The organism is Erwinia sp. PME.40.26/001 (genome assembly GCF_055556675.1).
The window spans coordinates 147,976-173,270 of the sequence record NZ_JBVHNP010000007.1; the positions used below are offsets into that span (position 1 = coordinate 147,976).

General features: G+C 57.9%; 19 protein-coding genes and 1 tRNA gene. 13 read left to right on the forward strand and 7 right to left on the reverse strand.

Annotated features, from left to right (window positions below; all coding sequences use genetic code 11):
* Positions 1–56: 56 nt before the first annotated feature.
* The 3 genes from yjjJ to ACZ3HG_RS18405 all read right to left on the reverse strand — a co-directional run bounded on the left by yjjJ (position 57) and on the right by ACZ3HG_RS18405 (position 2,356).
* Positions 57–1,361: a type II toxin-antitoxin system HipA family toxin YjjJ gene (yjjJ, locus tag ACZ3HG_RS18395; protein WP_465333745.1), complete on the reverse strand. Its 1,305-nt coding sequence runs from the start codon at positions 1,359–1,361 to the stop codon at positions 57–59.
* A 191-nt stretch (positions 1,362–1,552) separates the two neighbouring features.
* A tRNA-Ile gene (locus ACZ3HG_RS18400) sits at positions 1,553–1,629 on the reverse strand.
* 172 nt (positions 1,630–1,801) lie between these two features.
* Positions 1,802–2,356, reverse strand: a complete 555-nt coding sequence (locus tag ACZ3HG_RS18405; protein WP_191934252.1) for a histidine phosphatase family protein — start codon at positions 2,354–2,356, stop codon at positions 1,802–1,804.
* Between the two features lie 647 nt (positions 2,357–3,003).
* Between ACZ3HG_RS18405 and ACZ3HG_RS18410 the strand changes: the two genes are divergently transcribed.
* The 3 genes from ACZ3HG_RS18410 (at position 3,004) to ACZ3HG_RS18420 (ending at position 6,539) form a co-directional block, all read left to right on the forward strand.
* Positions 3,004–4,398 carry an MFS transporter gene (locus ACZ3HG_RS18410; protein ID WP_191934251.1) on the forward strand — a complete coding sequence of 465 codons (1,395 nt, stop codon included), beginning with the start codon at positions 3,004–3,006 and terminating at the stop codon, positions 4,396–4,398.
* 125 nt (positions 4,399–4,523) lie between these two features.
* Complete coding sequence (locus ACZ3HG_RS18415) at positions 4,524–5,540, forward strand: LacI family DNA-binding transcriptional regulator (RefSeq protein WP_465333747.1); 1,017 nt, start codon at positions 4,524–4,526, stop codon at positions 5,538–5,540.
* A 12-nt stretch (positions 5,541–5,552) separates the two neighbouring features.
* Positions 5,553–6,539 carry a nucleoside hydrolase gene (locus ACZ3HG_RS18420; protein WP_191934249.1) on the forward strand — a complete coding sequence of 329 codons (987 nt, stop codon included), beginning with the start codon at positions 5,553–5,555 and terminating at the stop codon, positions 6,537–6,539.
* An 86-nt stretch (positions 6,540–6,625) separates the two neighbouring features.
* Here ACZ3HG_RS18420 and ACZ3HG_RS18425 read toward each other — a convergent pair whose 3' ends face one another.
* Complete coding sequence (locus ACZ3HG_RS18425; RefSeq protein WP_465333749.1) at positions 6,626–8,065, reverse strand: PepSY-associated TM helix domain-containing protein; 1,440 nt, start codon at positions 8,063–8,065, stop codon at positions 6,626–6,628.
* A 51-nt stretch (positions 8,066–8,116) separates the two neighbouring features.
* Entirely contained in the window at positions 8,117–8,557 is a 441-nt protein-coding gene (locus ACZ3HG_RS18430) for a DUF2946 family protein (protein WP_191934247.1), read from the reverse strand.
* 423 nt (positions 8,558–8,980) lie between these two features.
* On the opposite strand from ACZ3HG_RS18430, the gene ACZ3HG_RS18435 reads away from it, so the two are divergent.
* The 9 genes from ACZ3HG_RS18435 (at position 8,981) to ACZ3HG_RS18475 (ending at position 22,748) form a co-directional block, all read left to right on the forward strand.
* A complete protein-coding gene (locus ACZ3HG_RS18435; RefSeq protein WP_191934246.1) occupies positions 8,981–10,684 on the forward strand; it encodes a ShlB/FhaC/HecB family hemolysin secretion/activation protein in 1,704 nt (567 codons plus the stop codon).
* Between the two features lies 1 nt (position 10,685).
* Complete coding sequence (locus ACZ3HG_RS18440; RefSeq protein WP_191934245.1) at positions 10,686–11,204, forward strand: toxin-activating lysine-acyltransferase; 519 nt, start codon at positions 10,686–10,688, stop codon at positions 11,202–11,204.
* A gap of 19 nt (positions 11,205–11,223) precedes the next feature.
* The gene (locus ACZ3HG_RS18445) at positions 11,224–19,002 is read left to right on the forward strand and encodes a hemagglutinin repeat-containing protein (protein WP_465333751.1); all 7,779 of its coding nucleotides are present in this window, start codon (positions 11,224–11,226) and stop codon (positions 19,000–19,002) included.
* On the forward strand, positions 18,992–19,279 hold the full coding sequence (locus ACZ3HG_RS18450) for a hypothetical protein (RefSeq protein WP_191934243.1): 288 nt from the start codon (positions 18,992–18,994) through the stop codon (positions 19,277–19,279). The genes ACZ3HG_RS18445 and ACZ3HG_RS18450 overlap by 11 nt, the downstream gene beginning before the upstream one ends.
* 22 nt (positions 19,280–19,301) lie before the next feature.
* Positions 19,302–19,889, forward strand: coding sequence for a hypothetical protein (locus ACZ3HG_RS18455; protein ID WP_191934242.1), 588 nt, complete (start codon positions 19,302–19,304; stop codon positions 19,887–19,889).
* A complete protein-coding gene (locus tag ACZ3HG_RS18460; RefSeq protein ID WP_191936115.1) occupies positions 19,886–20,248 on the forward strand; it encodes a DUF596 domain-containing protein in 363 nt (120 codons plus the stop codon). The genes ACZ3HG_RS18455 and ACZ3HG_RS18460 overlap by 4 nt, the downstream gene beginning before the upstream one ends.
* Before the next feature lie 13 nt (positions 20,249–20,261).
* Complete coding sequence (locus tag ACZ3HG_RS18465) at positions 20,262–20,825, forward strand: hypothetical protein (protein WP_191934240.1); 564 nt, start codon at positions 20,262–20,264, stop codon at positions 20,823–20,825.
* 111 nt (positions 20,826–20,936) lie between these two features.
* The gene (locus ACZ3HG_RS18470; RefSeq protein WP_191934239.1) at positions 20,937–21,374 is read left to right on the forward strand and encodes a VOC family protein; all 438 of its coding nucleotides are present in this window, start codon (positions 20,937–20,939) and stop codon (positions 21,372–21,374) included.
* A 168-nt stretch (positions 21,375–21,542) separates the two neighbouring features.
* Positions 21,543–22,748 (forward strand): MFS transporter, encoded by a 1,206-nt coding sequence (locus ACZ3HG_RS18475; protein WP_191934238.1) that lies wholly within the window; start codon positions 21,543–21,545, stop codon positions 22,746–22,748.
* Positions 22,749–22,765: 17 nt separating this feature from the next.
* Here the strand turns inward: ACZ3HG_RS18475 and ACZ3HG_RS18480 are convergent, their stop codons facing one another.
* Entirely contained in the window at positions 22,766–23,242 is a 477-nt protein-coding gene (locus ACZ3HG_RS18480) for a YbaK/EbsC family protein (protein ID WP_191934237.1), read from the reverse strand.
* A 224-nt stretch (positions 23,243–23,466) separates the two neighbouring features.
* Positions 23,467–24,564: a GGDEF domain-containing protein gene (locus tag ACZ3HG_RS18485; protein ID WP_191934236.1), complete on the reverse strand. Its 1,098-nt coding sequence runs from the start codon at positions 24,562–24,564 to the stop codon at positions 23,467–23,469.
* 248 nt (positions 24,565–24,812) lie between these two features.
* On the opposite strand from ACZ3HG_RS18485, the gene ACZ3HG_RS18490 reads away from it, so the two are divergent.
* Positions 24,813–25,097: a DUF1435 domain-containing protein gene (locus tag ACZ3HG_RS18490; RefSeq protein ID WP_191934235.1), complete on the forward strand. Its 285-nt coding sequence runs from the start codon at positions 24,813–24,815 to the stop codon at positions 25,095–25,097.
* Positions 25,098–25,295: the final 198 nt, after the last annotated feature.

Here is a 25,295-nt window from a genome sequence, read left to right on the forward strand (position 1 = left end):
AAACTGAAGTTGCTTGAGCGGAAAAATGAACCGCTCAATAACGTTGAACCCGCCTCTTATCCCAGGCGGGCGATACGCGATCTGGCCTCGTCAAGGTGGCGGCGTAAGGCTTCAAGGCACGGGGTGAAACGGGCAGAAAAGCGATCGCAGTTGCTGGCTATAGCAAAAAAGTTCTCCGCCAGATCCAGTGCTTCCCGCCAGGTATCTCCGCTAATCACTTCCGATAGTGACGCGGGTCGAAGCTCGTTCACGATTGCGCCACTCGCTTTGGGTGCGAACCCCATAGGCAGAACGTCATAGGCCGGTGCGAGGTGATATGGACGACCATGGTGACTGATGAACGACAGGTTTCCGTGGTGCATATCGGTATTGCCAATCAGGACCCCGAATGCCCAAAGCCGTGCGGTGTCGACGGCGGCATCAGGATGGACATGCCCCTCCGTAATCAGGCTATTGACCAGCGCTGGCCATGAAGCCCTGGCATTACCGACAAACTCTGCATCCAGTGCCCGTAGCGAGAAGACGCCGACACGGCCCATTTGGCCAATGCGATCGAATCGGGGGATCTCGAGGAAGCGCTGTCCAGCAAAATCAAACACCTCTGTTTTAACACCCAGCACCTTCAGCGCCAGGTGTTCGGCCAGCAGGAGGTCGCGCCAGCGTTCGCTAACCGGGTTGTCATCCGGGGCCGAGAATTTCACTAACACATGGCCACGTTCTGTATAGGTACAGAATTTCGGCTGTTCACCACCCGCAGATGATCCTGGCGCCTCACCCGCACCCGCCGCCACGGCCAGCGCGGGGTAGGTTGTGTCGCGATCAACGGGGTGGGGTTCTGGCATCTCCAGGAAACGATCCCGTGCCTGCTCCCCTATCAGCAGGTTGCCGATCGCATCATGGCCCTGTGCGAGCAACGCCCTGACCACATCCGCGTCTGACCATTGCTCTGGGTTCGCCGCCAGGCCCAGCCCGACCGCGTGCGTCGATGCCCAGGCACGCCCGAGATATCCTTGCGGTCGCATGTCAAACAGCCACCACGGCAGCCCGTCGCTATGGAGGCCCACATTGTCGGTTTGCACCATGACAAACCCGTCAGGGCGAACCGGAATCAATTCGCCAAGAGGCTGAACGCGCCCTTCACCGGTGATGCGGTAAACAGGCGCAGAGCTGAATCTGCGCCAGGTATCGCGTAGGGCATATTGAATAGAGGGACCTGCCCCGAATCGAACAAGATCGTCACCAATCTGCCTCAATGCGCGGGACAGTGTTGGCTGGCTAATGTTCATTTTTTCAATCAGTTGCCGTGCCTGCATTGGCCCCTGACTGAGCAACTGGCGTATCGTGTCGAAGCGATCAGGCATAATGTTGAATCACTGAGTGAATAGATAAATGAATAGATAAATGAATAGGTATCCTATCACTTACTGTGTGATCCGTCACCTCCCCAAAGAGGGAGGCAAGCCGTGGCATAAGAACCGGGTAGGGAAATCAAAGCATAAAAAAAGCCACTCCTTTCGAAGTGGCTTAGTGTCCTGATTGAACAGGTAAAATCTGGTGGCCCCAGCTGGACTTGAACCAGCGACCAAGCGATTATGAGTCGCGTGCTCTAACCAACTGAGCTATGGGGCCTGAGGCGCAGGATTATAATGTAACTCAGCGGCGCGATCCAGCGCTTAACTCGCGTCTGCTGCATTTCCAGGCAAAATAGCATTTTTGCGAACTGATTGAAAAATAACCGTAATCTCTCCCGAACTGCCCCCATACGGCCTGCACGACCCGGGTCAGTCACATCAGAGAGGGGCTAAATCACCGGCGGATGATAGATTGCGCTGCTCCAGTAGCGGCTGCTGGCGTGTTTTTCTCCCAGCCAGCCAAGGTGCCGCAGCCTGCGCGCAATCAGCTTGTTCATAATACCGTGCCCCACCAGCAGCACATTTCCCTCGGCGGAAAGCGCGATCAGCCGATCGGCGGCCAGTATTGCCCGCTGCCTGGCCTGAGTACAGGATTCGACTTTCCCGGCATAACCAAACAGCCACATACACCGCAGCACCGGCAGCCAGAACAAAGGGGGCAGGGCGGGGAAAGTCAGCGGCATGACGGGCATTGCCACCTCACAGTACAGCTCATCGATATGGCTGGCGGATTTGCCCAGTTTTGCCAGCGATGAGCGCGCGCGCGGTAGCGTACTGGTGACGATCACCGCCGCCTCCGCGGCCAGCCGCAGGCTGCGTTCGGGCGGCAGGTCGCAGATCTCGGCCAGATCGTAAGCCTCACACCACTCAGCCATCGCCAGCGCAGATCGGCGGCCGGGCAGGTGGTGGTCGGGTTTGCCGTGGCGCATCAAAGTAATGGTCATTATTTTTCGCCTGGAGGGTTCGGTTTTCAGCTTACCCACCCCCCTGGCGAAACACAAACAGCGGCTCAATCTTTACCCTGTCATCTGCGCGCAATACTGACGCGCTATAACGTTGAATCAGCGCCTTAATACGCATTTGTCTTAAGGTTGCGCGATGTTTGAACGGTGAAAAAAAATCGGCTATTTTTCAGGCTGATTATTTCATTGATTTTATTTGGTTTTCTGACGACGCCTACCGGTTGAATGTCAAGAAAATCTAATTAATACCTTCTTGCTTCCTTGATTTATCTACGCGTGTAGATACAATAGCTGTGTAGTGAAAATTCACGGTGCTTGATGGTTATCAGCGTCCTGAAGGTCAATGTTTGTTTCGCGTAACTTATACGACTGGTCAATTTTAGACCGTCGGCGCAAAGCGAATAGATGCGTTCCAACACCAGGGAACCTCACTGCCCGCCAGGTCCGGGTGACCGGAAAAAGAGTGGCCTCCTGAGGCAACCTGTTTTCCGGCACTCTCCTTATTGAGGGCAGACCGACCTTTCGTCATGCTTTTTAACACGGCATCTTCACTGGCGAATTTTCCTCCGCAGGAGGAGTGCGTGCCAGGGACGGTACCGAACAGAACTCCTCACATCAGGGAATTTTTCATGTCTACACCTCAACGCGTTGCACAGGATACTGCAATGCCAGCCGACTCGGCGGCAGATGAACGTTTAGCCACCCCGGAAGGGCGCAAGGATTTCTGGCGTGCGACGCTGTCCTGCTGGCTGGGCACGGCAATGGAATACGCCGACTTTGCGCTGTATGGTCTGGCCGCCGGTATTATTTTCGGTGATGTTTTCTTCCCTGAAGCCACGCCGGCAATGGCCTTGCTTTCTACCTTTGCCACCTGGTCAGTGGGCTTTATTGCCCGCCCGATTGGGGCGCTGTTCTTTGGCTGGCTGGGCGACCGTAAAGGTCGGAAAGTCGTCATGGTCTCAACCATCATCCTGATGGGGGCCTCCACCACCCTGATTGGTCTTATCCCCAGCTATGCCTCGATTGGCGTATGGGCACCGGCATGTCTGGTGCTGCTGCGTTTCAGCCAGGGCTTTGGTGCGGGTGCAGAACTCTCCGGCGGCACGGTGATGCTGGGTGAATATGCCCCGGCGCAGCGTCGCGGTCTGGTCTCTTCGATTATTGCCCTGGGTTCAAACAGCGGCACGCTGCTGGCTTCTCTGGTATGGCTGGCCGTGGTACAGCTGGATCAGCAGTCACTGCAGGAGTGGGGCTGGCGTATTCCGTTCCTGTGCAGCTCGCTGATTGCGCTGGTGGCGCTGTGGATCCGCCGTCATCTGCGGGAAACGCCGGTATTTGAACGCAAAAAAGCCGAGCTGGAAGCGCAGCGTGAGCAGGTGCTGGCCGCCGAACCGCCTGTGCAGGACACCCGTGGATTCTGGCGTCGCAGCCGTGCCTTCCTGACCATGGTCGGACTGCGCATCGGTGAAAACGGCCCGTCGTATCTGGCCCAGGGCTTCATTATCGGTTATGTGGTCAAAGTGCTGGCAGTGGACAAATCCGTGGCGACTACGGCGGTGTTTATTGCGTCGCTGCTTGGCTTCCTGATCATCCCGCTGGCCGGCTGGCTGTCCGACCGCTTTGGTCGTCGCATCACCTATCGCTGCTTCTGCCTGCTGCTGATTATCTACGCGTTCCCGGCCTTCATGCTGCTCGACTCGCGTGAGCCGGCCATTGTGATTGCCACCATCGTCACCGGTATGGGGCTGGCATCGCTGGGTATCTTTGGCGTGCAGGCGGCCTGGGGGGTGGAAATGTTTGGTGTTCATCATCGCTACACCAAAATGGCCACGGCGAAGGAGCTGGGGTCGATCCTCTCCGGCGGAACTGCACCGCTGGTGGCCTCCGCGCTGCTGGCCTGGACCGGGCACTGGTGGCCAATTGCGACCTATTTTGCCGTGATGGCGGGTATCGGTTTCCTGACCACGTTTGTGGCACCGGAAACCCGGGGCCGCGATCTGAATGCACCGGAAGATGCGATTTAACCACGGAAGACAGCGTTAAATAGCGTGGGCTGCGGCCCGCGCATTTTTCGTGCAGGGCAATCTTAAGGAACTCGCGGGCCGGATATTTTTCCGGCCTGAACTGTTTATTGGTGAGGAGAATGCCTGTGGCAAAAACCATTCATCACCGGGCTACGCGGGCCGACGTGGCGAAAGAAGCCGGAACGTCGGTCGCCGTGGTGAGCTACGTGGTCAACAACGGTCCGCGTCCGGTTGCGCCCGCCACGCGCGAACGCGTACTGGCGGCGATCAAACGCACCGGCTACCGCCCCAATAGCGTGGCGCGTGCGCTGGCTTCCGGGACGACCAAAACCTACGGTCTGGTGGTACCCAATATCGGCAATGCCTTTATTGCTTCACTGGCCCATGAGCTGCAACAGCAGGCGCTGGCCAACGATATGGTGATGCTGCTGGGCGATGCCGGTGACAGCCGCAAGCGTGAACTGCAGCTGATCAATAATCTGTTAAGTCAGCAGGTGAACGGCCTGTTCTATATCAGCGTCGATCGCCATCCCTACATTGATGTTCTGCAGTCCAGCGGTACGCCGTTTGTCATGCTGGACAGGGTTGACCCCGGGCTGCCAGTAAGCGTGATCCGCGTTGACGAGCGGGCGGCATCGCACCAGGTGACCGCCCATCTGTTGAGCCACGGCTATCAGGAGGTGGGGATCATCTGCGGTCCGGCAGAGATGCTGAATACGCAGGATCGCCTGCGCGGCTGGCGTGATGCGCTGGCGGAGTACGGCGTGGAAGAACGCCCGGAGTGGATATTCCATACTCCTTATACCCGCGACGGCGGCTACCAGGCGGCACAGCAAATGATGCAGGATGCAACGCGCCCGCGCGCGCTGTTTACCTCTAACGAAGCCCAGGCGATCGGCTGTATTCGGGCGCTGTCGGAACACGGTCTCCGCGTGCCGGATCAGCTGGCGCTGGTCTGTTTTAACGGTACTGACCAGTCGGCCTATCACGTGCCCTCGCTGACCACCGTGCGTCAGCCGGTACGCAAAATGGCAGAGACGGCGATTAAAATGCTGGCGGCATGGAAAGGGGAGGAGACGTTAAGTGAATTCTCTCATCACCTTGAGTTGGGTGAGTCCTGCGGCTGTAAGTCGGGAAAATAATAAGATAAAACGATGAAAAGATTGATTATTGATTGTGATCCGGGGAACGGTATTACGGGAGCCAACGTTGACGACGGGCTGGCTCTTGCACTGGCGCTGGCCGCGCCGGAAATTTCACTGGAGCTGATCACTACCGTGGCGGGTAACACCCCCAGCCAGGTAGGATACAGCGTGGTGAAGGATCTGATGGCGCGCCTCGGACTGCCGGTAACGGTAGCGAAAGGCGCAGAGGCAGCGTTGTCTGAGCCAGCGGCCCCGTGGCGTGACGCGTTGGATCAGCGTGTTCACAGTAACCAGCTGGCACACCTGTGGCGCGGCGTGCGTCAGCCTCAGTCATTTCCTGCGCCTGCGGTCGAGGCGGCAGACGCAATGGGGCAGCTGATTTGCGCTAATCCGGGAAAAATTACCCTGGTGGCGATCGGCCCGCTGACTAACGTCGCACTGGCGCTGGAGCGCTACCCGGAGATGGCCGATGCGGTTCAGGAAATCGCCATTATGGGCGGTGTCTTTGCGCTGGATGATTTTATTAAAGATACCAACTTCGGCATTGACCCGGAGGCCGCGCACCGGGTGCTGACCAGCGGGGCCAATATCACTCTGGTGCCGATGGATGTCACCAGCCAGACGCTGATGACGCATCAGGATCTGAACCGGATCGCGCAGATCGACACGCCGCTGGCGCGTTTCGTTACCGAGACGCTGCGTCCGTGGATTGATTATTCCATTCAGACCCGTCATCTGCCGGGCTGCTGGATCCACGACGCGCTGGTGGTGGCCTGGCTGCTTAATCAGCGGGTGGCAACGGCGGCAGACTATTTTGTTGATGTGGAGCTGCGCCCGGGAATGACGCGTGGCAAGTCATGGCGCTTTCGCCAGCCGCTGCGGGTGGATGTGGCTATTGGTGAGCCGACAGGCGGGCTGGTGCATGTCCTGCAGTCGGTGGATAATCAGCTGCTGCTGGCGATGCTGGAGCATTATCTGGCGAAGCCATTAGCGTAACGTCCGTTTGGCCTGTTCCGCGATCCGGAGGGGCTGACCGGAACAAACGTTCAGCCCCTACAGATATCCCGGTGCTGTATTGATGGTCAGGCGCGCACGGCGCGCCGCCAGCGCCACACATCCACGCCCAGTAACACCAGCAAACTCACGCCCATCACTGGCAAACAGACCGCCACCACCGCCGTCACCACCAGCAGCAGAAAGCGTGCGCTGATCGACAACGGCTGCCAGCAGCCCAGCAGGGTATCCAGCGGGGAAATCTGCCCGCTCTGCGGCCGGCGCAGCCACCACATGCGATAGCCCATCACAATCATCACGCACAGCCCGCCGCCAGACAGCACCAGCACCAGCTGGTTTGCTACGCCGAACAGCACGCCCATATGTGCATCCACCCCCCAGCGCGTCAGTTTGGCCAGCAGACCAAAGTCGGCGAACGCCACTTTATCGGTCACGCTGTTGTTCTGCGGGTCCACCGCCACGCTGTCAACCTGCGTCGGCCAGCGGCGGTCAATCTCATTCACGGTCCAGGCTTTATCCGCCAGGTAGGAGGGGCGGATCTCCAGTTTGGCCGCGTCGATCCCTGCGGCACGCGCCGCGTTGAGCACGCCATCAAACTGTGCCGGACTGACGGCGGCCGGGTGGGCTGGCGGTGCAGCATGAGGGGCAACGTTCATATGGCCGTAATGCTCCGCATGTTCATCCGCTGGCATTGCCATTTTCAGGGCGGGTTCAGGTTGCAGAGCGGTGTTCACCGCGGGCGTCATCCAGCCAAAGTGGCTGCGCATCAGGGCGATATTGTCCCCGGCCCAGCGTGACCAGGTCAGCCCCGTCGCGGAGAAGAACACCAGTCCCAGCAGCAGGGTAATACCCAGCGTGGTGTGCCAGTGGCGATGACCGGCCAGACGCTGTGCCCGCGTCGGCGCTGCCCGCACAGGTTTACGGGGCGGTGTGCGCTGAGTGGCCCACAGCAGCGCGCCGCCAAGCGCGGCAATCCACAGCCAGCTGGCCGCCAGCTCACTGTAGTTGCGGCCAATATCCCCCAGCAGCAGGTTGCGGTGCAGATAGTCCAGCCAGGTGCGCAACGGCAGTACGCCGCTGGTACCGTACACCGTCATTATCCCCGCGACGTCCAGCGTTTTCGGGTCAATAAACACCGCCCGGGTTTCCGACGGCCCGAGATCGGCGCTGGCAAACATCACGCGGGTCGTCTCTCCCTCATTCGGTGCCGGACGTACGGCAGCGATTCTGGCTGCCGGCTCCATCACGCTAACGGCTTTGGCCACCTGTGCAGACAGCGGCTGGTCCGGCCCGGTTGCCGTGGTAAACAGCTGCGAATGATACAGCCGGTTTTCCAGCTGCGGCGTCATCACATACAGCGTGCCGGTCAGGGCCGCGACAAAAATAAACGGCGCGATAAACAGGCCAATATAGAAATGCAGTCGACGCAGCAGCGCCATCAGTGCGCTGCGGGTGTGGGTGACGTGCGCAGCCGCACGTCGGATATTCTCTGACATAGTCTCTTCCATCCACCTGTTTTGCAGGTATTCACGGGGTCTGCGGCGGGCCCGCAGGTCAAATTAACGTGAAGCGAGCGTCAGCGGTGGGGCGCGGGGATGGAAGCAGTGAGGAACAACGCGGGCGACGACCGGCTGGAACAGCGGCACGTCCGGCAGCGTGGCGGCCTGTAATGACGACCACAGCAGTGGCAGCGTCATCAGGTCGAGGGGCAGATGAACCAGCAGCACGCAGTAGCCGCAGGCATTGTCATCCATCATGGACATCGGATGGTGTCGGGGCAGGGTATTCGCATCACCGCTGTCTGCCATTTCATGATGGACAGCGGGCATCTCAGACATGTCCATCATCATTCCGTGATGCATCATCATCGTGCTTTCACCGCCGCGCGCCTGCGCCAGTGATTTAGAGATCACCGGTGCAACGAACAGCAGCAAAATAGCCAGCAGGGCCAGCCAGGCGGCAGGACGGCTGCGGACGGTAGAAAATGAGATCAGTGACACGCCTTTTCTTCAAGCAGGAATACCCGGCGGGAGTGTACTTGAATTTGCCATGTGAGGTGAAAAGTAATCTCTTTTTCAGGCGGCCTGGCGTAATAAGGCGGGGGTTTTTTCCGTACCAGTGGCGACTGTATACATGGGGTATTATCTTCACTATTTCTACTTGTTTCCGGTTAATTCCAGATGGTGAATTTGACTTATGGTGATTTATGTATTTTTTCTTAAATATTGTATAATTTATTGATTAATAAGATTTTAATTTTCATTATCTTTCGTGTGGATAGCCTTTTAGCGGGTGTTTTTGTGTTCGAAAATGTGAGTCAAATGTAAGTATAATGTAAGTTTAGGAACAATCCTGGAAGAGAAATCGTTAAAGTACCTGGCATCAACATCGTATAAATAATAAACCTTGCTCAGGGCAACACTATGCTACGGATTGCGTCTGGAAAAGACGGGGTAACCCCTGCACGTCTCAGTAGTCTGGCCGTTATTATTAGTTTATTTCACGCAGGAAGCGTGGTCGCTGCCACGGCTGGCGATCAGCAGCTGATTAATCAGCAGGAACGTCAGCGCGCCGCGGAACGTCAGCTGACGCCGCCCACCCCGGACGTGCGTTTACAGGCACCGGGCAGCTTCTTCAGTCACCTTCAGTTCCCCAGCGAACAGCCCTGTTTCCCGCTGCAACACATCGAGTTGCAGGGGCGGGATGCCTTCCCGCACTGGATGCCACTGCAAAAGCTGGCCGATCAGGCGCAGGGGCAGTGCCTGGGTGGGAAGGGGATCAACCTGCTGATGAGCGCCGTGCAGAATCGGCTGGTGGATCACGGTTATGTCACCGCCCGCGTGCTGGCACCGCCGCAGGATATTAATAGCGGCACCCTGAAGCTGATGCTGGTCCCCGGAAAGGTGCGCAACATCCGCCTGACGCCGGACAGCGATCGCTACGTCCAGCTCTATACCGCTCTGCCTTCCCGTTCCGGGGAGTTGCTGGATCTGCGCGATATTGAACAGGGGCTGGAAAATCTGCAGCGGCTGCCAACCGTGCAGGCGGATATGCAGATTGTTCCCGGCGAGCAACCGGGAGAAAGCGATATCAACGTCAGCTGGAAACAGACTCGCCACTGGCGGCTCGGCGCGTCGCTGGATGACTCCGGCAGCAGAAGCACCGGACGCTATCAGGGTGGCCTGACGCTTTCCCTGGATAACCCGCTGTCACTCAGCGACCTGTTTTACGTTTCAGCCAGTCAGGCTTTGCAGCCCAAAACCGATCGCGACAGCAAAAATACCCTGATCCACTACTCTGTCCCCTTCGGTTACTGGACGACCGGTGTCACCTTCAGCGACTACGATTATCGTCAGTCGGGGTTGGGAACCGGCTTCGACTACCGCTACAGCGGCAAAAGCAAGAACCTTAATTTCCAGCTCGGACGCGTGCTGCACCGCAGCGGCAGCCAGAAAACCTCGTTTACTTATGAGGTGATGACGCGCGAATCCAGTAACTACATTAACGACACAGAGATTGAGCAGCAGCGCCGTCAGACCTCTGCCTGGCGTCTGGGCTTACAGCATCGCCACTATATCGGTCAGGCCACGCTGGATGCCGGCGTCAGCTATCAGCGCGGTACCCGCTGGTTTGGAGCCCAGCCTGCACCGGAAGAGAATTTTGATGAAGGCACCGGGCTGGCGAAGATTATTCAGCTCTCCCTGCAGCTGGATGCACCGTTCGAGCTGTGGGGCCAGTCCTTCCGCTATAACGGCCAGTTCCAGCGTCAGATGACCCACTCCCGGCTGACGCCGCAGGATCAGATGTCCATTGGTAACCGCTGGACGGTGCGCGGTTTTGACGGGGAATTTACCCTGAACGGCGACGAAGGCTGGTACGTGCGTAATGACATCGCGTGGCGAACCCCGTTACCGAATCAGGAAATTTACCTGGGTGCGGACTATGGCGAAGTGAAGGGCGGTATTGATTATCAGGTCGGGCGTCACTTGGCGGGCGGCGTGATTGGCCTGCGCGGTAATGCTTTTAATACCGGCTATGACCTGTTCGCCGGGGTGCCGTTCTCTAAACCGGACGGTTTCAGCACCAGCCCGGTCACCCTCGGTTTCAATCTGAGCTGGCAATACTGATATGGCGATCCCGGTGAAGGGTTTTCAGGTTATTTCCCCGCTGCTGAGTGACACCTTCAGCGAGTCCGAAGTGCTGGGGGCCAGCGTCTGGCTGTGGATGCACTCGGCGCAGCATCGCGACATTCCCCTCAGCGCGCTGCCGACGCTGCTGCTGCCCGCCATCAAGCACCAGCAGTTTGCGCTGGCGATGCGTGACGGCAAACCGGTGTTTTTCCTGAGCTGGGCGTGGATGGATGAAGAGGCGGAACAGCGTTATCTCACGCAGTCCGGCATCCACGTACAGGAACGGGACTGGAACAGCGGCAACCGCCTGTGGATCCGCGACTGGATTGCGCCGTTCGGAGAGCAGCAGGCGCTGCGCCGGCTGGTCGGTGGCACGCTGTTCCCGCACCACTGCGTACGTTCGCTGTATCACAAGGGCGAACAGCGCGGTCTGCGCGTTATGAATTTCCGTGGCGATGCGGTCACGCATCAGGATTTTGCACGCTGGCAGCGCGAAACGCCGCTGGCAAGCCGTTAACTGGAAGGGATGAACCCCGGTGAATAAGAATCTTTATCGCGTAATTTTCAACAAGGCGCGCGGCCTGTTGATGGTGGTGGCTGAAAATGGCCGTGGTCATGGCAAAGGCCCGGCGGTCAGCGGCGAAGGGCATACGCTCAGTCAGCTGATTGGGCAGCTGTCACCGCTGGCGTTCTTCACTCTGGGCGTGCTGGGCATGGTAGCGCTGGTGCCCCAGGCGCAGGCGGCAGGGATTGCCGCAGACGGTAAAGCGCCTGCCGGCCAGCAGCCGATGGTCGGCAAGACGGCCAACGGGACGCCGCAGGTGAATATTCAGGCCCCGAGTGCGGGCGGTGTGTCGCGTAATACCTACAGCCAGTTCGATGTGGATAAAAAAGGCGTGGTGCTGAACAACTCCCATCGAAACGTGCAGACGCAGCAGGGGGGCTGGGTATCGGGTAACCCTTACCTGGCGCGCGGCGAGGCAAAAGTCATTCTGAATGAGGTGAACTCGCGCGATCCCAGTAAGCTGAATGGCTATATCGAAGTGGCGGGTAAAAAAGCCCAGGTGGTGATTGCTAACCCTGCCGGGATCACCTGTGAAGGCTGCGGTTTTATCAATGCCAACCGTTCAACGCTGACCACCGGTAAAGCGATTATGCAGAACGGCCAGATCGCCGGTTATCAGGTGAATGGCGGGGAGATTGTGGTACAGGGTGCCGGGATGGACAGCAGTCGTCAGGATTACACCGACCTGATTGCGCACACGGTAAAAGTGAACAGCGGCATCTGGGCGAAAGACCTGAAGGTGACGACCGGCAAAAACCGCGTCAGCGCCGACGGGGAGAGCGTCAGCAAAAATGCCGGAACAACCGATGATAACGCGGTGAAGCCGGTGGTGGCGCTGGATGTTTCCGGGCTGGGCGGCATGTACGCTGGAAAGATCCGGCTGATCGGTACGGAGCGCGGTGTCGGCGTGCGTAACGCCGGGACCCTCGGTGCTCAGGCCGGCAGCGTCACTATCAGCGCTGACGGCCATATTGAAAACAGCGGCACCGTGAATGCCAGCGATGATATTCAGGTTAGCGGCAGCGGGTTGAGTAACAGCGGTACGCTGTATGCCCAGCGCGACATGAAGGCCACCGTCAGTGGCCAGCTGAACAATGCGGGTATGATTGTTGCGGCGCGGCACACCCGCGTCGGGGCAGGCCAGATTGACAGTAGCAAAGAGGGCGTCTTTGGTGCCGGGGTGAAGAACGCGGGCAGCCTGGGGGAAAGCGGCGATCTGACCCTCACCAGCAGTGGAAAACTGGCCAGCCACGGACAGAACCTGGCGGCAGGGAAACTGGCGGTGACGGGGACAGATATTGACCTCAGCGACAGCCAGAGCAGCGGGGCGGAAGTGGCAGTGACAACCGGCGGGATGCTGAACAACGATCGCGGCGCGATCTCTGCCACCCGGGGCGATCTGACGCTGACCAGCGGCCAGCTGACTAACAGCGGGGGATCGGTCTATGCCGGACGGGATGTTAACGCCAGCGTCAGCGGGCAGCTGAGTAATGACGGGCTGATTGCTGCCGGTCGCGATACGCACGCCCGCGCCGGAGAGTTGAACAGCGGGAAAAATTCGGTCTTTGGCGGCGGTATTAACGCTGACGGCAGCGTAAGAAAAAGCGGCGATCTGACGCTGACCAGCAGCGGTAAACTGGCCAGCCACGGGCAGAACCTGGCGGCGGGTAAGCTCGACGTGCAGGCCGCAGACATTGACCTGAGCGACAGCCGCAGTGCGGGCTCGGCGGTGACGGTTACGTCTCCGGGGGCGATCGGTAACGATCGCGGCATGATCTCCGCGCTGGGGGGCGATCTCACGCTGAATGGCGCGCAGGTCGACAATAACGGCGGACGGCTGGAATCTGCGGGTAACGTGCAGGTGCGCAGCACCGGCCTCAATAACGTCGGCGGGACGGTGGTTGGCCAGCAGTTGACGCTGGAAACGGGCGGTCTGGCACTGAACAACCAGAACGGCGGTATTGCCGCCGTAGAGAACGCAACGCTGACGGCAGGCGCGCTGAATAACGAGGGCGGCAAAATCATTGCCGGAAAAAATCTCAACGCCAGCCTCCAGTCGCTCAACGGCAGCGGACAACTGCTGTCCCTGGGCGATATGCAGCTGGGGGTTAACGGCGACTTCAACAATACCGGCAGTGCGCTGGCCAACGGCAACCTCGACCTCGGCGTTCAGGGCACCCTGGATAATGCCGGTCAGCTGGGCGCGGGCCAGCAGTTAGCGGTGACGGCGGCCAGCCTGAATAATCAGCAGAGCGGTGATATCAGCGGGCAGCGTACACATCTGAATATGGCCGGTAGCCTGACTAACCGGGGCATTATCGATGGTGTCGAAACCGTGCTGAAGGCGGGGACGGTGAATAATATCGGCACCGGACGCATTTACGGCGATCACCTGGCGATCCAGGCCGGGGAACTGAATAACCTGACCGAAGGCGAGAGTGCGGCGACGATCGCCGCCCGCCAGCGCCTGGACCTCGGCGTCGGCACGCTGAACAACAACGCTCACAGCCTGATTTACAGCGGCGGCGATATGTCGATTGGCGGTCAGCTGGATGAAAATAATGCCGCCACCGGGCGTGCCACCACCCTCAACAACCACAGCGCCACCATTGAATCCGCCGGTAATATGCTGATCAATACCGGCACGCTGAACAACATCAATGACCATTTTGCTACCCAGATGGTACATATCTCGGAGGAGCAGAAAGAAGAATATATGGTGCCGTCGCTGAACAACGGCGTCCATTACGGCACCAGCGACTACGACATTACCTTCTCGCATAATGAGGTGCAGCACATCTGCATTAACGGCGTGGTGTGTAATCAGGATCACTACTATCAGTATGCCTATACGCAGAACACCTGGCAGGAACAGGTCACCGAATCCGATCCTGCCCAGATCATTGCCGGCGGCAGCCTGGGCATTAACGCCGACAGTACCCTGAACGATAAGAGCCGTATTATCGCCGGTGGCGATCTGTTGATCAGCAACGCCAACCTGAAAAACGTGGAAGTGGCCGGCACGCTGCTGGTGCAGAAAGTGGGGCAGGTGATCGAATGGGACCGCATCCACAAGAAAGGGCATGATAAACAGAAACACGATGCCTCACCTTATACGCCGCCGGATGAAATCCAGTCGATTTCTCTGTCACCGGGTGTTGTCAAAGGCAATACTCAGGTACAGAGCAGTGCCCCAACGTTAGATGGCTACAGCCTGGGCCTGCTGAACGGTGGCGATCTGGCATCCCTGCCGGGCGGCCAGCGTATTGAAATTGCGGGCCAAACGGATGCGACGGTCATCCGCTCGCAGGTGCCGGACACTACGCTGCCGGAAAACAGCCTGTTCAGTCAGCTGCCCTCCGCCTCCAGCAGCTACCTGATCGAGACCGATCCGCGCTATACCAACCAGAAAACCTGGCTCAGTTCCGACTTCATGCTGTCGCAGTTACAGTCCGATCCGGATATCACCCAGAAACGCCTGGGTGACGGCTTCTATGAGCAGCGGCTGGTGCGCGAGCAGCTGGTGGAGCTGACCGGCGATCGCTACCTCGCCGGGTATCAGAGTGATGAAGAGCAGTACAAGGCGCTGATGGAGTCAGGCGTGGCCTTCGGTAAAGCCTTTGGACTGGTACCGGGCGTGGCGCTGACCGCCAGCCAGATGGCCAACGTGACCAGCGATATGGTCTGGCTGGTGGCGCGTGACGTCACGCTGGCCGATGGCAGCCGTCAGAGCGTGCTGGTTCCGCAGGTCTATGCCCAGGTTAAACAGGGCGATATGGACGGCAGCGGCGCACTGCTTGCCGGACGCAACATTGCCATCGGCGTCAGCGGTAACATGCTCAATACGGGGCGGGTCAATGCCAGCCAGCTGGTGAGCATTAGCGGCGATACGATCACCAACGTCGGCGGTATTATCAGCGGCGGCAGCGTGCAGCTGCTGGCCAATACGGATCTGACCAATAACGGCGGGCTGATCCAGGCGCAGAATTCGCTGGTAGCCAGCGCGGGACGCGATCTGAACCTCGTGTCGCAAACCACCCACACGGAAAGTACCAACGGCAGCAACCGCTTTAGCCGCGACACGGTGTCCCGCGTGGCTGGCATGTATGTGCAGCAGGATGATGGCAAACTGGCGCTGCAGGCGGTACGCGACGTCAATCTGCAGGGGGCAAAAGTGGTCAACGCCGGGGAAAACGGCCAGACCACCGTGGTCGCCGGGCGCGATATTAACCTGACGGCGGTCAATTCTGGCAGCAGTGACAACATCGTCTGGAATAAAGACAATCACCTGAGCCAGAGTACCACCACCGCACAGGGTAGTGAGATCACCGGCGCAGGCAATGTGCTGATGCAGGCGGCAAATAATATCACCACGGCAGCGGCTAAGCTGAATGCGGGCAACGCGCTTAACCTGAGCGCCGGTAACGACATCAGCATCGGTACCGCCGGTGAGGATGCCTCCCTGGATATGGCGTCGAAGGTTAAGGGGTCAGGCTTCCTGTCCAGCAATACCACCAAAACCCGCGCCGGGTTTACCGAAGAGAACGCGGTCGCCAGCAGCCTGGGTGGAAAAAATATCACCCTGATGGCCGGGCACGATCTCGGTGTCAGCGGCAGTAATGTTGCCGCAGATGATTCACTGACGATGAAAGCAGGTAACAATCTGACGGTGGACACGGCTCAGGAGAGCCGCGACGCCTGGGCGATGAAGCAGAAAACCAAGTCCGGCCTGATGAGCAACGGCGGGCTGGGTGTCAACATCGGGACTAACTTCACCAAATCCACCAATGAAACGGTCAGTGCAACGGCGCAGGGCAGCCAGATCGGTTCGGTCAGCGGCGATACCACGCTGATTGCCGGTAACGATCTGAAGGTTAAGGGTTCAGAAGTGATCGCCGGTAACGATATCAATCTGATCGGCAAAAACGTGGAAATTGGCTCGGTGGAAAACAGCGCCAGTACGCACAGCACGTCAGAAACGCGCTCCAGCGGCCTGACGCTGGCTCTTTCCGGCGCGGTCGGTGACGCCCTGAATACGGCCAACACCATTTCTGAGATGGAAACCGATAAGCAGGACGACCGCATGGCGCGTCTGCAGCTGGTGAAAGCGGGCCTGGATGGCTATCAGGCTACGCAGGCCATCCGCGGGGCACTGCAGGATCCGAGAAATGACAGTTTTGTCGGCATCAGCCTGTCGCTGGGCATGCAGAAAGAACACAGTGAGAGCCAGAGCGAGCAGATGACGTCGGCGGGCAGCGCTATTCAGGCCGCCCACAATCTGAATATCTTCGCGAACGGCAGCGACGGCGCGACGCAGAATGGCGACATCCTGGTACAGGGCAGCCAGCTGCAGGCGGGGAATGAGATGCTGTTATCCGCTGCGCGCGATATCAACCTGCTATCGGCAGAAAACAGCCAGGTCTCCAGCAGCGATAAGAGCAGCGGAGGGGGTTCTGTGGGTGCCAGCATTGGCGCGGGTTCCGGCGGTGTCGGTCTCAGCATCTTTGCCAAAGCCAACAAAGGTAAAGGCAGTGAAGACGGCGACGGTCTGACCCACAGCGAAACCACGCTGGACGCGGGTAACAAGGTGACGCTGCTCAGCGGCCGCGATACCACCCTGACCGGGGCGCAGGTCAGCGCCGATCGCATCGTGGCGGATGTCGGGCGCGACCTGACCATCACCAGCGAGCAGGACAGCAATAACTTCAAGTCAAAAAATCAGAACGTCAGCGGCGGGCTGAGCTTCACCTTTGGGTCGATGACCGCCAGCGGCAGCCTGTCGGTCAGCAACGACAAGCTGAAGAGCAACTATGACAGCGTGCAGGAACAGAGCGGCATTTTCGCCGGAGACGGCGGCTATGATGTCACGGTTGGCAATCACACCCAGCTTAACGGGGCGGTGATTGGCAGCACCTCTGAGGCGGCGAACAATCGTCTCGACACCGGCACCCTGGGCTTCAGCGATATTGAGAACCGTGCCGACTATGCGACCTCTGGCGTGAGCGTCGGGCTGACCAGTGAGTTCAAACTGGAAAAAAGCGCTGGAGCATCGAACGGAGATCAGAGTAAAGAGAAGACCCCCTACACGCCGAAACTGACTCAGCTGGGGCAGAATATTGCGCCAACCTCGATGTCGGCGGTACAGACCTCCGGCGACGGTTCCAGCACCACCCGTTCGGCCGTATCTGACGGTACGCTGATTGTCCGCAATGCTGACCAGCAGCAGGATGTCAGCACCCTGAGCCGTGATGTGGAACACGCTAATCAGACGCTCAGCCCAATCTTTGATAAGGCGGCGGAACAGAAGCGCCTGCAGAAAGCACAGCTGATCGGCTCGATTGCGTCTTCCACCATGAACACTATCCTTACCGAGCGCCAGCTGTATGCCAACCAGCAGGGCATCGAGGAGGTGGGTGAAAAGCCGGGGGCCAATGCGTCGCCAGAGCTGCGCAAACAATACTGGGATGCGGTAACAGGCAGCAGCGCCTACAAGAAAGCAATGGAAGGCTACGGCCCGGATGATACCTGGGTGAAAGCGGGGAATGCGGCTGTGACGGCGATCGGTGCGCTGGCGGGAGGTGACCCGGCGAAAGCGCTGGCGCAGGCCTCGACGCCTTATCTGGCCGGGGTGATTAAAGATGTCACCTATAACGATCCGAAAAATCCGACTGCGCAGGAGATTGCCACCAATGCCTTTGCCCACGCCATCCTCGGCGGGGTTGTGGCGGAAATGAGCGGGCAGAATGCGCTGGCAGGTGCCGCAGGGGGCGCGGGCGGCGAGCTGGCTATCCGTGCCATTCATAACGCACTGTACCCGGACGTTGCAACGGACCAGCTGGATAATCAGCAGAAAAATACCATTAAGAACCTGGCGCTGATTGCCACCAGCCTGACCGGTGCACTGGTGTCCGGCGATACCGCGGGTGCGGTGGATGCCTATAAAGCTGGCGATAATGCCATGACCAATAACTACCTCAAGCCTGAGCAGATCGACAAGTTTGCCGCGAAGGCGCAGGGGTGTGAAGCGCGCGGTGACTGCGCGACGGTCAGAAAAGAGATGCAGCAACTCAGCCTGAAACAGCAGGACGAGCTGATTGCCGTCTGTGCGACCGATGCGGCAGCCTGTAAGGCCAACTTTGGTGATGTGACCGCTAACGGTATGCTGGTACGTGAGGCGATCGATCGGGTGCTGGGGTCGGATGATGTGCCGTGGAAGATGAAGAACGACATGTCTGCGCTCTTTGCCCAGCAGATGGAGGCCGAAGGCGTGGTGTCCAGTACGCAGTTCGCACAGCAGCTGCAAAGCCGCTACGGTATGGATGCCGATCGCGCGCAGCTTCTGGCGGGTGCAGCGCTGGGCGCGCTGAGTGGCGGTATCAAAGGCACGCGTAGCCCGGTGAGCAGCGGCAAAGGTAGCAGCAGTACGGCGACGCCACCCGCCACCGGCAGCGTACGCGACCCGGCCCTGCCGCTGGGCAGTAAACAAAATCAGATGAATCAGCCTAAAAACCCGTCTTATCAACCGGTAAGAAACGAGGCTGGCACCATCAGCAACCGCGAGTATTCAGGTCACTCTTTAGATAGAATGCAGGATCGCGGCATCATGCCGTCGGTGGTGGAAAACACCATCAAGACGGGCGTTGCGACCCCAAGCCGGGGAAATACAACGTCGTACTATGATGCCACTAACAATGTTTCGGTCGTAACGAACAGTTCTGGAAAAGTGGTGACGGTGAAATATGGTAAATAAGGCGCAGTTGATCGAACTGGCAGAGCGGGCTTCAGAGGATCTGTTTGCCTGGGCCAGCTTTGTCGCACACACCGAATTTTTGTGGCAGGACAGTGCGCTGGTCACGGACGCGGACGCCTGGCAAAGCCTGTGGTTTGAACTGGAGATCGTCAATGGTCTGGCGCTGGCGGAGTGGGAAGAGCAGGGACGTCCCGCCGACTGGTCGGCAAGCTGGCGTGAAAACTATCAGCAGGATGCCCGCGAACTGGCTGCGGAACTCCTGGCACTGACCGCCTGATCCCCGATGAGGAGAACGACCGATGTTGCGTAAAACCACACTGTTCCTGCTGCTGGCCTCCGTTAGCGGCTGTAGCCAGTTTCCGCATAATTCCTTTTTCACCCCGCCTGCCGCGGGTGAAAATACCGCCTCGGTGCGTATTGTCGGCGGCACCGAGCAGGCCTCCATTGAGCAGGAGGTCAACGGCCAGACGACGGGAGGGCTGGTGCGCAGCAGTGAGTTTATTCTGACCCATACTCAGGATCGCGGGATGCCGGTGGCCAGCGATCAGGACAAATCGTCCTGGAGCGACTATTACGAAACCCCGGTGGTGGCAGGCCAGAAAACCATCATCGGCCTGGCCTATGACGGCGGCAACAACCGGTGCAGCAGTACCATGAGCTTTGTGCCGAAGAAGGGGCACTACTATCAGTTCGGGTTGCAGGTTGACGTGCGTCTGCGCCAGTGTCGCGGTTTGCCATACGAGCTGAAGCAGAATGCTGCGGGACAGTGGCAGCTGGAGCGCATCAGTGATGTCACCTGGGGCGGGCAATATGGCCATGAAGATGCTAACTGGAAAAAGATGCCGGACAGGCTGGTGCCCCCGTCTCCTCCTGTTGACCTGCGATGAGTCCGGAAACCATCAAACAATCGGTGCTGCAAAGTGCCCGTGGCCTGTCACTCGGCGCGCTCTGGCAGCATATAGAGGTCGAGTGCCGCACGATCCCGGATAACAGCAGCCTGAGAAAAGCGATCTTCTTTGAGCTGTTACGCCAGGAGCTGAAGGGCGGGCAGATCTGCCTGGCTAGCGATGGCCACTTTCTGGCCGGGTCGGTGGAGGAACAGCTACAGCGCCTGGCTGACGCCTGGCCTTCGCCTGATTCAGACGATGAGTCAGACGATGTTGATGACACCGGCCTCTGGTTTCTGGCGAAAGCGCCCGCCGGGCTGGTATGGATAACCCCGGACGGGCAGGAAGTCTGGACGTGATAACGGCTGACCGATGAACTATCGCTGGAGTTTCGCGCTGACCGGACTGTGGCTCAGCGGCTGTAGCCTGCTGCCACAGCAGGAATTCTTTACTCCGCCTCCTGCGGGTGCGGACGTCGCCATGCTGCGTATTATGGGCAGCACGGAGAGTAACGCGCTGTATCAAATGGACAACGGTAAACTGCGCGGGGGGCTCATCCGTGAAAGCCGTCTGGTCTTGCGTAATACGCAGGATCAGGGCATGCCCAGGGTGAGCGGTAAGGAAGCGACCTACACCAGTGATTATTTTGAAACGCCGGTTTATGCGGGCCGAAAAACCACGGTATATCACAGTTATCATCGCGGTAAGAACCGCTGCATGAATATCGTTAGCTTTGTCCCTGAGAAAGGACATTATTATCAGCTGAGTCAGGCGGTCGACCTGAAAATGTATCGCTGCCGTGCCTGGCCGAATGAGCTGGTCAAAGACGCGGGCGGACAATGGGTGTTGAAACCCATTGCCAACGCCACTTACGGCAATAAATATCTGCCGCAGGATGGCGGCTGGCAGGCGATGGTGCCGCGGGTCATTAACTGAACACGAATAGCACAATCTGTGCCCTGATACCCGCCGCCCGCACTGACGATCACCTGCCTTGCCGCAAACGCGCCATGATAACGGCTCTGACGATCAATCAAGGAGTGGGCGATGAGTAGTGCAGTGGATGTGGGGTTCACCCACGTAGCCTTTGAAGTGCAGGACTTACAAAAAAGTATCGATTTCTATCAGCGTTATGCCGGGATGCAGGTGGTACACCAGCGCGAGCCGGGAGTGCCGGAGGCCGAAAAAGTGGCCTGGCTCTCTGACCTGACCCGACCGTTTGCGCTGGTGCTGGTGCAGACTGCGGTCAGAAGGGATACCCCCCTCGGGCCGTTCGGCCACCTTGGCGTTGCCTGCGCCTCCCGCGAAGAGATTGACCGTAAAGTCGCGCTGGCAGAAAAAGAAGGGGTGCTGCGCAAAGCGCCGGTTCAGTTCCCTGAGCCCGTCGGCTACTGGGCCTTCTTTGCCGACCCGGATGGCAACACGCTGGAACTCTCTTACGGGCAGCAGGTGGGGTTGCAGGCGATGATTGCCCGTGACCTGTAACGTCTGAAAGCGCTGCTTACCAGGCTAATTATTAGCCTGGTAACACAATGACATGCCCTTTTACAGTCTGGTGATAAGCCTGACAAACGCGTCATAATCCACTTCTGTCTTACATGCTATAAACAAGTTATTAACATTCTTGTGAGCCTCTAAGACAGGACCCTCCCTATGTTTAACTGGACCTCTACTCAGCGCAACGTCGCCTTCGCCTGTTTTGGCAGCTGGACGCTGGATGCGTTTGACTTCTTTATCCTGGTCTTCGTGCTCAGTGATATTGCGGATAATTTCCACGTCAGCATCACCGATGTGTCGCTGGCGATTATGCTGACACTGGCGGTGCGGCCACTGGGCGCGCTGCTGTTTGGCCGGCTGGCAGAAAAATGGGGTCGCCGTCCTGTGCTGATGGCCAACATTATCGCCTTCACCATTTTTGAGCTGCTCTCCGCCTGGTCTCCCTCACTGCTGTGGTTCCTGGTCTTCCGCGTGATTTACGGGGTGGCAATGGGGGGCGTCTGGGGGGTAGCCTCCTCCCTGGCAATGGAAACCATTCCCGACCGTTCACGAGGGCTCATGTCCGGGGTATTTCAGGCGGGGTATCCCTTCGGTTATCTGCTGGCCTCTGTGGTGTTTGGCCTGTTTTACAGCCTGGTGGGCTGGCGCGGGATGTTCCTGATTGGTGCGCTGCCGGTGTTACTGCTGCCGTTTATCTATTTTAAGGTGCCCGAGTCGCCGGTGTGGCTGGCAGCGCGCGAGCGCAAAGAGACGGTGGCCCTGCTGCCGGTGCTGAAAAGCCACTGGAAGCTCTGTGTCTATCTGGTGCTGCTGATGGCCTGCTTTAACTTCTTCAGCCACGGTACGCAGGACCTCTACCCGACCTATCTGAAAGTGCAGCAGGGTTTTGCACCTCATGTCATCAGCATCATTGCCATTTTCTACAATATTGCCGCGATCCTCGGCGGCATTCTGTTTGGCGCGCTGTCGGAAAAAATAGGCCGTAAGAAGGCGATTATCATCGCGGCCTTCCTGGCGCTGCCGGTGCTGCCGCTGTGGGCTTTTTCCAGCGGCTCCTGGGCGGTAGGTGCAGGTGCGTTTCTGATGCAGTTCATGGTGCAGGGTGCATGGGGCGTGGTGCCGGGCTGGCTGACGGAGCTGGTGCCTGCCGGGGCGCGTGCGGTTCTGCCGGGGTTTGTCTATCAGTTGGGGAACCTGGTGGCATCGGTCAACGCCACGCTACAGTCAAAAATCGCCATTGCCAACGGCAACAATTATGCGCTGGCAATGGCGATCGTCGCCGGAACGGTGGCGGTACTGATCTGCGCGATCGTCGCCTTTGGCCGGGAAACGCGGGGAGCGATTATTTCGGGTCAGTCATAAGACCCGTCCGGGGCGGGTCAGCTGGCCTCCTGAAAGGGCTGGCAAACATCAACCCACTGAGCCTCGGTCAGCTGCGCCATATACTCAGGTGCGATGCGTACCGCGCTGTGGATGGCTCCGGCGGCGGGTAGCACTTCCTGATAGTCCCTGAGGGACACGTCGCAGTAAACGGTCAGTGGGTTCTCGAGGCCGAAGGGGCAGACCCCGCCCACCGGATGCCCGGTCCAGCTCACCACCTCATCGGTATTGAGCATTCTCGCTTTCGCCCCCAGTGTCTCTTTCAGCTTGCGGTTATCCAGCCGCGCGTCACCCCGGGTGACAATCAGGACCACACGATCTTTCACTTTTAACGACAGGGTCTTGGCAATCTGCCCCGGCTCAACCTGATGAGCGGCAGCAGCAAGGGCGACGGTGGCGGTGCTTTCTGACAGTTCAATGATGTCAATTTCGGGTGCGCGATCGGCAAAAAACTGCCGTACTGACTCCAGACTCATGCTTATCTCCTGCGTGATGAAGAGATAAAATTGCCATATTGTCCACAATCTGTAAACGTCAAAAAAATGGCTTTTGCCCGGTAAGAAACAAACACCATCGTTAATCATTTAAAAACTTAATTCGCAGCAATATCTTATTTTTCGCGGGCTGGATGGGGATTTGTATTAAAGAAAAGGTTAAGCTTTTAAAATGAATGGGCCTTAAATAAGGCCGTCTTCATTTTTTATAACGCATCGGCAGCCTGGCTTAAGTGTTTTTTAACCAGGTCATGATGGGAGAGAATAGTATTACGTCCCTGGTTTTTAGCCAGGTATAACGCCCGATCGGCATTTGCCAGCGCATTGTCAAAATCATCTTCCATCAGTGGGGCAATGCCGGCACTAATGGTGACATGGGTGGCAACCCGATCGTTGAAGCGGTGAGGGATTTCCAGGTCCAGTACATATTGGCGGATACGCTCGGCCAGCTTCAGGGCAATGGATTCATTCACGTTGGTCAGTAAGACGAGGAATTCCTCACCGCCGTAGCGCGTCACGATATCGCGCGATCTTACCGCATCGCGAATGGCGACCGACACGCGTGCCAGCGCCTGATCACCCATCGCGTGGCCATAGTTGTCGTTATAGGCTTTGAAGTTATCAATATCCAGCAGCAGGACGAAATGGCTGCCCGCATGATTATCCAGAATATTCTCCAGCCGGTTTTTCAGCCCGCGACGGTTATACAGCCCGGTTAACGGGTCCAGCATGCTCAGGTCGCTGTAAGTCTCTTTCTCTTCGTACAGCTGGCTCACCAGACGCCGGGTAAAGTTATCACGCCGCCGCAGCATCAGATGATGCAGGGTGAAACCAAACAGCGGCAGGATAATGGTAAACAGCAGCACGAACGTATTCTGGCCGTGATCGAGTACCAGCACCGTCACAGAGGCGGGCGCCGTGTGCAGGCAGAAAGCGAGCAGGTGATCGCCCAGCGCGATGGCACTGATAAAAAATACGCTGACCAGCGAGACCAGCAGGAAGCTGTTATCAAAATAAAAATTTTGTTGGTACTTTAGCCCAATTTGCCAGGCCCAAAGTACGCCAGTGATCAGGGCCGCACTATTTAATAGTGGAAATTTGCCCAGAGGTTTTAAAATCATCCAGATAAGTAACAATATGCTCAATATTATAATAGTCGCCGTAGGTGGAGTCACCATGGGGGCAGAAAGACGATTAACGTTGAGCATGGAAAATACGGCAGTCGCTGTGTTTAAAAAAAGAAATAGCATCAGCGATAGCCGATGCTTGCTGTGAAGCAATTCATCGTAGCTTTGTAATTTCATTATGATTACTCGTGACTGCCCTGAAATATCAAAGCACTATCATAGTGAATGGCTGATATTTCATAATTGGAATAGTTTAGAGCCGTTATTATTAGATTTTTCTGAATGTTGATCGCTGCCAATCTACCACTTAAACGCGAAGCTGTCATCTGGCGGGATAAAGTTTCAACAACAATGTGCTGCAAAGTGATAAAAACTATCATATGATATTGGTAATCATTATCATTTGAAACTGTGTGGACACCGCAATGCTGACGGCAGTAGTGACCGCGTGCGGGTTATGGGGGGTAAGCTGGGTGATGGGCAAAAGACTGGATAGCGGCTGGGGCGTACTGCTGCCCTGCGCGATGATGCCGCTGGTGGCGCTGATGGAGCTGTCATTCACTGAGTGGCGGGTGCTGATGGTGGTAGCGTTGCTGGCAACCGTAGTAATGCTGTTTCATAAGCGTCTGCGCCATTACCTGCTGCTGCCATCCTGCATCGCACTGGCTGGCGGACTGGCTGCACTGTCGGTAAATTTTTCCGGGCTGTAGTCCGGTAAGATCAGACGGTAAAAAGGCATTAGAGGGAAGTGTTTTACTTAACAGAGGCCGTGCTGAGAAAGTACTGAGGGTCAGAAAGAGGGGAAGCTGAGGTACTGCAGGGTATTCAACATGGTGCGAAGAGAGGGACTTGAACCCTCACGTCCGTTAAGACACTAACACCTGAAGCTAGCGCGTCTACCAATTCCG